Source organism: Flavobacterium suaedae (genome assembly GCF_014642915.1).
In the GTDB taxonomy this organism is placed as follows: Bacteria; Bacteroidota; Bacteroidia; order Flavobacteriales; family Flavobacteriaceae; genus Flavobacterium; species Flavobacterium suaedae.
In genome coordinates this window covers 217,234-229,320 of the sequence record NZ_BMJE01000004.1, presented here as the reverse complement: position 1 = coordinate 229,320, position 12,087 = coordinate 217,234, and the positions used below count along the sequence as shown (strand labels likewise).

13 protein-coding genes and 1 pseudogene are annotated in these 12,087 nt (G+C 35.9%); 7 read left to right on the top strand and 7 right to left on the bottom strand.

Going from position 1 to position 12,087, the window contains the following annotated elements:
- Positions 1-2 precede the first annotated feature (2 nt).
- From IEW45_RS09380 to mgtE, 3 genes are read left to right on the top strand one after another with little or no spacing between them, the layout of a single operon-like run.
- Positions 3-317, top strand: a complete 315-nt coding sequence (locus tag IEW45_RS09380; RefSeq protein ID WP_188620988.1) for a DUF4286 family protein — start codon at positions 3-5, stop codon at positions 315-317.
- Positions 318-377: 60 nt separating this feature from the next.
- Positions 378-1,157 carry a 16S rRNA (adenine(1518)-N(6)/adenine(1519)-N(6))-dimethyltransferase RsmA gene (gene rsmA, locus IEW45_RS09375; RefSeq protein ID WP_188620987.1) on the top strand — a complete coding sequence of 260 codons (780 nt, stop codon included), beginning with the start codon at positions 378-380 and terminating at the stop codon, positions 1,155-1,157.
- The gene (gene mgtE, locus IEW45_RS09370) at positions 1,147-2,499 is read left to right on the top strand and encodes a magnesium transporter (protein WP_188620986.1); all 1,353 of its coding nucleotides are present in this window, start codon (positions 1,147-1,149) and stop codon (positions 2,497-2,499) included. The genes rsmA and mgtE overlap by 11 nt, the downstream gene beginning before the upstream one ends.
- A gap of 1 nt (position 2,500) precedes the next feature.
- On the opposite strand, the gene IEW45_RS09365 is transcribed toward mgtE, so the two are convergent.
- The gene (locus tag IEW45_RS09365) at positions 2,501-3,451 is read right to left on the bottom strand and encodes a hypothetical protein (protein WP_188620985.1); all 951 of its coding nucleotides are present in this window, start codon (positions 3,449-3,451) and stop codon (positions 2,501-2,503) included.
- Positions 3,452-3,552: 101 nt separating this feature from the next.
- On the opposite strand from IEW45_RS09365, the pseudogene IEW45_RS09360 reads away from it, so the two are divergent.
- The 4 genes and pseudogenes from IEW45_RS09360 to IEW45_RS09350 all read left to right on the top strand — a co-directional run.
- Positions 3,553-4,512 (top strand): annotated as a pseudogene (locus IEW45_RS09360) (2-hydroxyacid dehydrogenase); the annotation flags it as partial.
- Positions 4,513-4,680: 168 nt separating this feature from the next.
- Positions 4,681-4,917, top strand: coding sequence for a VOC family protein (locus IEW45_RS14895; RefSeq protein WP_373283183.1), 237 nt, complete (start codon positions 4,681-4,683; stop codon positions 4,915-4,917).
- A 35-nt stretch (positions 4,918-4,952) separates the two neighbouring features.
- Positions 4,953-5,612 (top strand): hypothetical protein, encoded by a 660-nt coding sequence (locus IEW45_RS09355; RefSeq protein WP_188620984.1) that lies wholly within the window; start codon positions 4,953-4,955, stop codon positions 5,610-5,612.
- Positions 5,613-5,709: 97 nt separating this feature from the next.
- Positions 5,710-6,627, top strand: a complete 918-nt coding sequence (locus IEW45_RS09350; RefSeq protein WP_188620983.1) for a hypothetical protein — start codon at positions 5,710-5,712, stop codon at positions 6,625-6,627.
- Between the two features lie 70 nt (positions 6,628-6,697).
- Here IEW45_RS09350 and IEW45_RS09345 read toward each other — a convergent pair whose 3' ends face one another.
- The 6 genes from IEW45_RS09345 to glmS all read right to left on the bottom strand — a co-directional run bounded on the left by IEW45_RS09345 (position 6,698) and on the right by glmS (position 12,075).
- Positions 6,698-6,973 (bottom strand): F0F1 ATP synthase subunit delta/epsilon, encoded by a 276-nt coding sequence (locus IEW45_RS09345; RefSeq protein WP_188620982.1) that lies wholly within the window; start codon positions 6,971-6,973, stop codon positions 6,698-6,700.
- A 63-nt stretch (positions 6,974-7,036) separates the two neighbouring features.
- Positions 7,037-8,548: a F0F1 ATP synthase subunit beta gene (atpD, locus tag IEW45_RS09340; RefSeq protein ID WP_188620981.1), complete on the bottom strand. Its 1,512-nt coding sequence runs from the start codon at positions 8,546-8,548 to the stop codon at positions 7,037-7,039.
- A 198-nt stretch (positions 8,549-8,746) separates the two neighbouring features.
- A complete protein-coding gene (locus IEW45_RS09335; protein WP_188620980.1) occupies positions 8,747-9,436 on the bottom strand; it encodes an SIMPL domain-containing protein in 690 nt (229 codons plus the stop codon).
- Between the two features lie 10 nt (positions 9,437-9,446).
- Entirely contained in the window at positions 9,447-9,854 is a 408-nt protein-coding gene (locus tag IEW45_RS09330) for an SIMPL domain-containing protein (protein ID WP_188620979.1), read from the bottom strand.
- Between the two features lie 31 nt (positions 9,855-9,885).
- Complete coding sequence (locus IEW45_RS09325) at positions 9,886-10,140, bottom strand: hypothetical protein (RefSeq protein WP_188620978.1); 255 nt, start codon at positions 10,138-10,140, stop codon at positions 9,886-9,888.
- An 87-nt stretch (positions 10,141-10,227) separates the two neighbouring features.
- A complete protein-coding gene (gene glmS, locus IEW45_RS09320; RefSeq protein ID WP_188620977.1) occupies positions 10,228-12,075 on the bottom strand; it encodes a glutamine--fructose-6-phosphate transaminase (isomerizing) in 1,848 nt (615 codons plus the stop codon).
- Positions 12,076-12,087 lie beyond the last annotated feature (12 nt).

The following is a 12,087-nucleotide window of genomic DNA, read 5'->3' as shown; positions in this document are numbered from 1 at the left end:
CTATGATAATATATAACGTTACTATAAATGTAGATGATACCATACACGAAGAATGGATGAAATGGATGCACGACAAACACATTCCTGAAATGCTTAAAACAGGAAAGTTTGTAAAAGCCAAAATGGTAAAAGTGCTGGTTGTAGAAGAAATGGGCGGTACTACCTATTCGGTACAATTTTTTGCTGAAAACAAGGAAAAACTGGAATCGTATTATAGCGAAGATGCTCCAAAAATGCGTGAAGAAGGCGTAAAACTATTCGGAGACAAAATGCTTGCCTTCCGTACAGAGTTAGAGCTTATAAAAGAGTTTGAATAACACATCGCTGCCCGAAGCCTGTAATGCTGCGGGTTTAAAAACACCATAAATACCATACAAATGGATAAAGTAAAGGCTAAAAAGCATTTGGGGCAGCATTTTCTTAAAGACGAAAATATTGCTAAAAACATAGCAGATACCCTCACACTGCAAGGCTATAACAAAGTACTGGAAATTGGTCCCGGCATGGGAGTACTCACCAAATACTTACTGGAAAAACCTGTAGAAACCTATGTTATAGAAATAGATGAGGAGTCTGTAGAATATTTACAGGCGCATTACTTAAAACTGCACGGTAAAATACTTTCAGAAGATTTTTTAAGGTACGACCTTAGCAAAACTTTTGGCAATGAACAAGTAGCCATTGCAGGAAACTTCCCGTACAATATATCTACCCAAATTGTATTTAAGGTACTGGAACTGCGTGACCAGATTCCTGAGTTTGCAGGAATGTTCCAAAAAGAAGTAGCAGAACGTATTTGCGAGAAAAAAGGGAGTAAAACCTATGGTATACTATCAGTATTAACACAGGCTTTTTACGAAGCTGAATACCTGTTTACCGTTCCCGAAAATGTGTTTATACCACCCCCAAAAGTAAAATCGGGGGTGTTACGGTTAAAACGCAAAGAAAACTACAAACTGGAATGTGATGAAAAATTACTTTTCAGGGTAGTTAAACTGGCTTTTAACCAACGCAGAAAAACACTGCGCAACAGTTTAAAAACACTAAATCTGGATGACAATTTAAAAGAAGATAGTATATTTGGGCTGCGCCCGGAACAGCTATCAACAGAAGACTTTATCGCGCTAACACAAAAAATCGCCGCCTATGGAGTTTAAGGTAAGTAGAGATTTTATTACCCAAATACAGCAGTATATAGAAGAGAATAACGAACAGGAGTTACAAAACCTCCTTAACGAGATTCACTATGCCGATATTGCCGAGATTATGGGTGAGCTGGAAGATTTCGAGTCCATATATATATTTAATATACTGGATAGCGAAAAAACAGCCGAAATCCTGCTTGAACTTAACGAAGAGGTCAGGGAAAAAATATTAAGAGAGCTATCTCCTAAAGAGATTGCAGAAGAGCTTGACGAGCTTAGTACCGATGATGCTGCCGATATTATTGCCGAACTTCCGCAAGACCGGAAGGAAGAGGTAATCTCGGAAATACTGGATGTAGAGCACGCGAAAGACATTGTAGACCTGTTGCGTTATGACGAAGATACCGCAGGGGGACTTATGGGTAAAGAGCTTGTAAAAGTTAACGAAAACTGGAATGTGCTTACCTGTGTAAAGGAAATGCGCGAACAGGCAGTAAACGTTCAGCGAGTACACTCTATTTATGTAGTAGATGATGAAAACAGGCTAAAAGGTCGTCTTTCATTAAAAGATTTACTTACTACATCTACCAAAACACCTATTGGCGATGTGTATATACCCCGTGTTGACTTTGTAAAAGTAAATACTCCTGATGTAGAGGTTGCGCGTATTATGCAGCGTTATGACCTTGAAGCCATACCGGTAGTTGATGAACTGGGCAGGCTGGTAGGGCGAATTACCATTGATGACATTGTAGACGTAATTAAAGAAGAAGCCGATAAGGATTACCAGTTAGCAGCAGGTATCTCGCAAGATGTAGAGGCAGATGACAGTATTTTGAACCTTACCCGTGCGCGTTTACCTTGGTTAGTACTAGCATTACTAGGGGGCTTTGTAACTGTTAGGGTTATGGGGCTTTTTGACGGCGCTATGGAAGAGCATGGCAACCTTTTTTACTTTACTCCGCTTATTGCTGCGATGGCAGGAAATGTAGGGGTACAATCTTCGGCTATTATTGTGCAGGGTCTTGCCAACAACACCCTTAGTGGTTCGTTATGGCAACGATTAATAAAAGAAATATCTCTTAGTCTATTAAACAGCTCTATACTTGCTATAATACTGGTTTTAGGAAGCCATTTCCTGCTTGGTGTAACGTATGATGTAGGTTTTACCGTAAGCATATCGCTAATATCAGTAATTGTTATAGCCTCACTTATAGGTACATTTGTACCTATCCTGCTTAATAAATTCGGTATAGATCCCGCTTTGGCTACAGGTCCTTTTATTACCACCAGTAACGATATTTGCGGTATATTAATCTATTTTTCTATTGCTAAAGCTATACTTGGGTTTTAGGTTAGTTAAAAAAAGTGACCTCTATTCGTTCTACTTTTTTATCCCGAATATAAATAAAAGCAAAGCCTTTACCTTCTGTAAATGAAATTTGATAGTAGTAATTATTATCAGGTTCGCTTAAAGGAGCGCCCCAGTTTCTGAATGTTGTGGAGCATGAATAAGTATCTAGTATTTTTTCTTCACTATCACCCACTCCTATATCTGCAACAGTAAGGTTAAATACTTCAGGGTAGGATATTTCATTATAGTGCATATTAATTTGGCTAAGTTTACCCGAATTTTCAAACTGCGCTTCTATATTATTAACCCAATATTCTTTTGAAACTGTTGCCGGTTTAAAAAAAAGCGAATCAGTTCTCACTAACTGAAATGGAGTCACTTCTTTTTCAAACTTTTTGCGGGTAAAATTATATACTGGCTTATCATTTATTCTTATGCGATTCACGGATATAGAATCATATTCACGAAGCGCTATTTCCTTTTTAAAATCTCTGGATAAAAATGCTCCGAATGTTTTATTTAAAACATCCTGCAGCAAGCTTTCATCATCATAATACTTCATCTGTTCATCAGGAAAAAATAATGCACAATTATCCTGAGTAGTATAAATAGTATCACGATAGTTATTTACCTGCACTATATACATATTAGGAATATACCCCCCTCTTCTTTCACCTTCTTTACAAATACATTCTTCAGCATACCAATTTTTTTTTGCCTGTTTTTTAAGCTGAAGTAGTTTATATACCGTTTCCGAGTCGTAAGACACCGAAGCCTGTATAACATTATTTACTGTAGTCTGCTTTTTTAAATCAGTTATAATATTACAGGGTGGAGAAAAATAATTACTACTTTGTGTACCGTATCTGTAGGCAATTACCTTGGTATTATCTTTAATATCTTGTGCCGAACACATGAGACTTATAAGACAGAAAAATAAAATATATTTCATAATATCAGTTAGTTAGTGGTTATTATAAAACTAATAATTTTATAAAATAGTATTCCCACTACCTTTCTTTAAATTTGTACACAACATAAACAACGCTACAAATGGACATAAACCCTAAAGACATAAAAATTCTGCATATAGACAGCAACCACCCTACCCTATGGAAGCAACTGGAAGAGGTAGGTTTTACTAATGAAGCTGATTACACTTCTACCAAAGAAGAAATTGAAGCGAAAATAGCAGGCTATAATGGTATTGTTATCCGTAGCCGATTTAAGATAGACAAAGCATTTATAGATAAAGCTACTAACCTGCAATTTATAGCTCGTGTAGGAGCAGGGTTAGAAAGCATAGACTGCGAGTATGCCGAACAAAAAAACATACACCTTATTGCTGCTCCCGAAGGCAACAGAAATGCTGTAGGGGAACAGGCATTAGGCATGCTACTGTCACTATTCAACAACCTTAACAAAGCTGACCGAGAAATTCGTGAGGGGAAGTGGATTCGTGAGAGTAACAGGGGTTATGAACTGGATGGCAAAACGGTAGGTATTATAGGCTACGGTAATATGGGGAAATCATTTGCTAAAAAGCTTCGTGGTTTTGATGTAGAGGTATTATGTTATGATATTACCCCAACGGTAGGCGATAACAACGCGAAACAAGTTTCACTTGAAGAGTTACAACGAAAAGCAGACGTAGTGAGCTTACACACGCCCTGGACGCCTGAAACGGACAAAATGGTAAACACTGCGTTTATCAATGCTTTTACAAAGCCTTTTTGGCTTATAAATACCGCCAGAGGTAAGAGTGTAGTAACCGAAGACTTAGTTACTGCATTAAAGTCTAAGAAGGTACTGGGAGCAGGGCTTGATGTCTTGGAGTATGAAAAACTATCGTTCGAAACACTGTTTACAGAAAATAACATTCCCGAAGCATTTCAATATTTACTCGATAGCGAAAATGTATTACTATCCCCACACATAGCAGGCTGGACTTTTGAAAGTCATGTTAAACTGGCTCAGGTAATAGTAGATAAAATAAAGGCTATTTATTTTGGTGATGCTCCTGACACTGAAGAAGAAAAACGAGTAACAGGCATAGGCGGAATATTCTTTAAAGCGGAAGACCCTGCTGGACTAAGGGAGTGGTATAAAAAACACTTAGGAATTAATACCGATAACTACGGCTGGTCTTTTTGGTGGAAAGATAAAAATGGAGATGACGGTATGACGCAGTGGTCTCCTTTTGCAACAGATACTGATTATTTTGAACCATCACAAAAACAATTTATGCAGAACCTTAGGGTACACAATCTTGACAACGTATTACAAAAGCTAAAAGAAGAGGGTATAACTATTGTTGGTGAACCACAGGCATACGATTACGGTAAATTCGGTTGGATTTTAGACCCCGAAGGAAATAAAATAGAACTGTGGGAGCCTATTGACAAGGCTTTTATTTAAACAAAAAATTAGATAAATAACATATACCAAACACCATGTTTTCATTTTTAAAAAAGAAGTCAACTGTAGGTATTCAATCTGTTCAACTACCTGACCTTGAATGGGAAAAAGCAGAAGAATCCTCATCAGTTATTAAATGGATATCACCTAACAAACAAGCTGTTACATCATTACACTATATTAAGCTGGCACCTGATTTACCTACTATTAAAAACGTTGATGAATTAAGGGATTTATACCGTAACCAACTTGGTGAAAAAGGAGGACTTATTCAGGTAGACATTGCTACTGTTCAAAACAAACCTGCTGTAAAAACTATCCTTAAAATTTTTCCTGAACCTAACAGGCTGGTATATACAGCATCATTAACCATACCCTTTGAAAGTTGCAGTTTTGTAGTGAGCGTTCAGGCAGTTGAAGTTGGCATTACAGGAATAAGAGAAACTACTGTTACAAGTAAGCTTTTAAAAGCGGGTGAGTTAACTGTAGTTGACAACAGTATTAAAAACTGGTTTAAAGACCCTTATAATCCTGAACAAACAAAAGGTTTCCTAATGAATGTAGCTGAGGATGAAAAATATGATACTGATTTCCCTGAACACCCTTTAACCTTGATAAGAAATCTTATTTCAAAAATTGAAAATGAGATAATACTTAAACCGGAACTGGATGAACTAAATCCGTTTGATAAGTAAAAAACAGAAATGACCTCAATTAAAAAGCCTAATATTTACAAGAACTTTTGGTTGATTATATAATTATTCTATTTCTCAGAAAACAAAAACAGTATTTATGAAAAAAATTTTTTCGTTACTATTATGTATCGTTCTGCAAAGTTTTTATGCGCAAAATCCAGAAGAATTACTTGTTAATGCCTATAAAGAAAATTCAACCGAAAAACTTGATTTATTTTTTAAGAAATGGGGTAACGATACAAAACCTATAAGTGAGACAGAGCTTAATAAATTTAATGACACTCTGAGAAATGCTTATAAAGTATTTACCGGTTTTTATGATCCCTATAATCTTGATGAAATTTGTCCGCCATCCGCATATTTAGCTGATATAGAAGATAACGCCTATAGAAAATCTAAATATTATATTGTTCAAAACTTTGCCAAAATATACTTTACCAAACAAATATATTATACTGACAGAGAAGTGGACTCTATAACAGCACATGAGGTAAATAAAAACTATATTAATGATACAATTACTAGAGATGAAAAACTCTCTTCTTTAAAAAAAGGAGGGAAGCTTGCCGAATATGTTAGAGAAGATTTTGGTCCTTATGGTTACTTTTATGTAAAACACTCCCAAGTCAATTTTTTTGACTCTATTACAAATTTCAGGCCTAAAATAAAAGGTAATATCAGTCCTGTCTATTTAAATAAAAAATATTATGATATTTTAATAAATTTTATGGGAGTTAATATGGATGATGAACGCCTTATCTATTATAACGATGATAACGAGTTTTGGGAACGATTTACTTTTTTAGGAAATAGCGTTATTATGTCGTGTGATGGAATATTAAAGTCAGACTTTAGACTCCTTACCTACCCAAGAGTTTACGCTATAGTTTTTGATGCTAATATGAAATATGCCAGATTATTTTTTAAAGTACGGGGACGGGCAGGGGAAGCCATAATGAGAAATAACAACGAAAATTGGGAGCTAATTTCAACAAGGTTAACTTGGGGAGCATAGAGATAAGTATCCTATAAAATTAAAAAAGCCCTTTCAATTGAAAGGGCTTTTTAGTGTAATTATAAATGAATTAATCAACCAAAATAATTATTCTGTTATCTTTCATTTCTAATGTACCGGACTTAATAGGTAAAACCAACTGCTTATCTTTAAGCTGAAGTTTAGAAGAGTAGTTTGCATCAGCAAAACTGTTTGCTTCTATTTTTACCGTACCCTCGTTTAATATAGAAACTATATTAGCGTGGTTATCCAGCATTTGAAATTCGCCATCTACACCCGGAACTGTTACTACTGTAACTTCTCCTTTAAACATGTGCCCTTCCGGCGATACTATTTCTAATAACATAGTTTAAATAGTTTTTGCGTTGCGTGTTGTGCATTATAAAACCACAACCCGTAACTATAAATATTACGCTTCAGCAAGCATTTTCTCACCTGCTTCAATTACATCCTGAATAGTACCTTTAAGGTTAAATGCAGCTTCCGGTAAGTGGTCAAGCTCACCATCAATAATCATATTAAATCCTTTAATAGTGTCTTTAATATCTACTAATACCCCAGGTATACCTGTAAACTGCTCTGCTACGTGGAATGGCTGAGAAAGGAAACGTTGTACACGACGTGCGCGGTGTACAGACTGCTTATCCTCTTCACTAAGTTCTTCCATACCAAGGATAGCAATAATATCCTGTAGCTCTTTATATTTTTGTAATATCTCTTTTACTCTTTGTGCACAGTTGTAATGCTCATTACCAAGAATCATTGGTGTAAGTATTCTTGAAGTAGAATCTAACGGGTCTACCGCAGGATATATACCAAGCTCGGCAATTTTACGAGAAAGTACTGTTGTTGCATCAAGGTGGGCAAACGTTGTTGCCGGCGCAGGGTCAGTAAGGTCATCCGCAGGTACGTAAACCGCCTGTACAGATGTAATAGAACCTTTTTTAGTTGATGTAATACGCTCCTGCATAGCACCCATTTCCGTAGCAAGTGTAGGTTGGTAACCTACCGCAGATGGCATACGACCAAGAAGAGCCGACACCTCTGAACCTGCCTGTGTAAAACGGAAAATGTTATCTACGAAGAAAAGTACATCTTTACCTTGTGCTTCTCCGGCACCATCACGGAAATATTCCGCAATTGTAAGACCTGAAAGCGCCACACGAGCACGTGCTCCTGGTGGTTCGTTCATCTGTCCGAATACGAAAGTTGCTTTAGACTCTCTCATCCCGGCTTTGTCAACTTTACTTAAGTCCCAACCTCCGTTTTCCATAGAGTGCATAAAGTCATCACCGTATTTAATAATACCAGACTCAAGCATCTCACGAAGAAGGTCGTTACCTTCACGTGTTCTTTCACCTACTCCTGCGAATACTGAAAGACCACCGTGACCTTTTGCAATATTGTTAATCAACTCCTGAATCAATACCGTTTTACCAACACCGGCACCACCGAATAGACCAATTTTACCTCCTTTTGCGTAAGGCTCAATAAGGTCAATTACTTTAATACCAGTAAATAAAACTTCTGATGAAGTTGATAAATCTTCAAATTTTGGTGCCTGACGGTGAATTGGTAAACCATTATCTCCATCTTTAGGAAGGTTTTCCATACCATCAATAGCATCACCAATAACGTTAAATAAACGTCCGTAAACGTCATTACCAATCGGCATTTGTATAGGGTTGCCTGTACCTACCGCTTCCTGACCTCTACTTAAACCGTCAGTAGAGTCCATTGAAATTGTACGAACAGTATTTTCACCCACGTGAGATTGTACTTCAAGTACCAGTTTAGTACCATCTTTTTTAGTAATCTCTAATGAATCATAAATTTTTGGAAGCTCAGCGTTTTGAGTGTCAAACACTACGTCTACAACCGGCCCGATAATCTGTGCAACTTTTCCTATTACTTTAGACATTGCTTACGTATTTATTAAACAGCTATTTAGTTGTGCGAAAAAACTATTTTTTTCTGAGCGCAAAGATAGTTGTTTCTTATTGATTTATGCAATATTAATTTTGCATTTTTTTTAATAAAAAAGCCCTTATGAGAAAAATCGCTAAAGTATTGTTATTTAAGGGATGTTTGTTTTGAGAAACTTATTTGTTTTACTTTTCTACTCTACAGCAAATTTTACTACCATAGCTTTAAAAAGAGAGCCTTGAAAATTATCGTCTTGAAAAGATGTCATACTTTTTGTTGGAATGGCTGAAAGTAAACTCATCATATTAAAAGAAAAGCCATCTATTTCTTTTACCTCCTTTACTTCAACTATATTTCCTAACTTTAAACCGGATAATGAGGCTATATATCCTGCCTTATCTTTAGCTTCATCAATTAATTTTTTCAGTAGCTTTCTTTCAAACTCTTTGTCACCTTCTCCCTCATATTGTATATTTCCCACTCTTGCACTTATGTAATCTAATACTTTAAGTTCATCTCTAAGTTTTTCAAGCCCCTCTAAACTATATACAGTTACAGTAAAATCATCATCAGGCACAAGGTGTACATAACCGGAATTTATTTCAAAACTAGAGTCGTCAGTTACTTTAAAGTCATACTTTTTTAATTTCAATAGCTTTTTTAATTCTGCTTTCTTTTCCTCTTTATAATTTTCAATAAAATCCTGATTGTAATTTCCTTCTTCATCAAAAACCCCTTGAGGGCTGTTAATACTTATTATATATTCAAACTTTATAGGTTTTAAAGTAATAGTGTCGCGAACTTCAACTTCAATAAACTTCTCTTGACTAAAAGAACCAAACGACACTAAAAAAGTAAATATAAGTAGTATTTTATTCATCATTGGGTAATTTTTATTTCGCTATAAATTTAATTCTAAAACCTTTTGAAAGGCTCCCTGTGTAATTTTCATTACTCCCCTTTTTTTGCTGTAATTTCAATAGCTCAGAATACATACCCATCATATTTGTCATAGGGTCATCATATTCATTAATTTCAGTTATCTCGATAATATCACCAACTTTTAAACCTGAATTAGCAGCCAGTACAGATGCTCTCATTTTAGCCTTATCTATAATTTTCTTGATAAGAAGTGCTTCTGCTTTTTCCTCATCAGCATATTTCAACACTGTTACCGAAGTATCTGCATAGTCTAAACCATCAACTAAATCTTTTAATTTTTGCATTTCTTCAATACCCTCAACAACTACTGTAAAGCCTTCTTTTTGAAGACCTCCAAACCTCCATCCAATCCCTAACAAACCTTCTTCTGAAGCCTGAAGAGGTTTAACCTCATACTTTTTTGATTCTAATTGACTTCAGTTCCTGAAGTTGATTCTCGGCAAGTTCTTCCTTAGCTAAATCATCTTGTTCTTTATCTACAAAACCAGAGAAAACTTCTTCCGGGTTAGTTTCTAAAAAAACATTACACTGGAATGTTTTAGGCTGTAATGTAATAGTATCTTTTACTGCTACTTCTATAAATTTAGTTTGAGCAAACGAGGTTAATGAAATAAGTAAAACAAAAACCGGAAATAATTTTTTCATGATTGGGTGTGTATTAATTTAGTATGTAAACATAACAAAAACCCCGCAAATATCTTGCGGGGTTTTTATTTATAAATATGTAATTCTTTATTCTACAGTAACTGATTTCGCTAAGTTACGTGGCTGGTCTACATTACAACCTCTCATAACCGCTATGTGGTATGACAGTAACTGTAATGGTATTGTAGTTAACAGTGGTGAAAGCGCATCAACTGTTTTTGGTATTTCAATAACGTGGTCTGCAAGCTCTCTTACCTGAGTATCTCCTTTAGTTACCACTGCTATAATTTTACCGCTACGTGATTTTATTTCCTGTATGTTACTTACAATTTTATCATAATGCTCCTGCTTTTGTGCAATAACCACTACCGGCATTTGCTCATCAATAAGGGCAATAGGTCCATGCTTCATTTCAGCAGCAGGGTACCCTTCAGCATGTATGTATGATATTTCTTTTAGCTTAAGCGCACCTTCCAATGCTACAGGGAAGTTAAACCCTCTGCCTAAGTATAAACAGTTAGGCGCATCTTTATAAATACCTGCTATAGTTTCAGCAACATCATTTGTTTCCAGTGCTTTTTCTACTTTTTCAGGAATTAATTCCAGTTCCTGTAAATGTCTGTGGAAATCAGAATTTGTAACTGTTCCTTTTGCCTGTGCTAAACGAAGCGCTATAAGTGCAAGTACTGTTATTTGTGTAGTAAATGCTTTTGTAGATGCCACACCAATTTCAGGACCTGCGTGTGTATAGGCTCCTGCATGTGTTTCGCGAGATATTGATGAACCTACTACGTTACACACACCAAATACAAATGCACCATGATCTTTAGCTAATTTAATAGCTGCAAGCGTATCAGCAGTTTCTCCTGATTGTGATATTGCTATTACTACATCATTTTCTCTTATTACAGGATTTCTGTAACGGAATTCCGAAGCATACTCTACCTCTACCGGTACACGAGTAAACTCTTCAAATATATATTCTGCTACAAGACCTGCATGCCAAGAGGTACCACAAGCTACAATAAGTATTCTGTCAGCATTTAAAAAACGCTGTAGGTTATCTTCTACTCCGGCCATTCTAATTAAGCCCTCGTTTGCATGAAGTCTACCTCTGTATGTATCTTTAATAGCTTCCGGCTGCTGGTATATTTCTTTAAGCATAAAGTGGTCGTAACCATCTTTCTCTATCTGCTCAAGATTCATTTGTAGTTCCTGGACATACGGGTCTACTAATGAATCGTCTTTTATTTTTCTTATTTTAATTGGCTTGTGTAAACGTATTACAGCCATTTCTTCATCCTCTAAATAAATAGCGTTTGAAGTATATTCGATGAAAGGAGAAGCATCTGACGCTACAAAGAATTCATCTTTACCAATACCTATAGCCAGCGGGCTACCTAAACGTGCCGCCACTATTTCTCTTGGTCTTTCTTTATCAAATACTGCTATTGCATAAGCTCCTACTACTTGGTTTAAAGCAATTTGTACTGCTTTACCCAATTTTAGGTTATGTGTTTTCTTTACATCTTCAATAAGGTTAACTAAAACCTCAGTATCTGTATCAGAATGGAAAGTATACCCTCTTTTTATTAGTTCTTTTTTTAATGGCTCATAATTCTCTATAATACCATTATGAACAATTGCCAGGTTTCCTGAATTAGAATAATGTGGGTGTGAATTTACATCGTTAGGAACACCATGCGTTGCCCAACGGGTATGACCTATACCAATATTACCCGTAAGGGAAATTTCACTCTCTGCTTTAGCAGTAAGGTCTGAAACTTTGCCTTTTGTTTTAGAAAGTTTTAATTCGTCGCCATCAAACAGAACAACGCCGGCACTATCATACCCTCTGTATTCAAGTCTGGTAAGACCTTTAATAATTACAGGGTATGCTTCCCTGTGCCCAATGTAACCAACAATTCCACACATAATAATTTAATA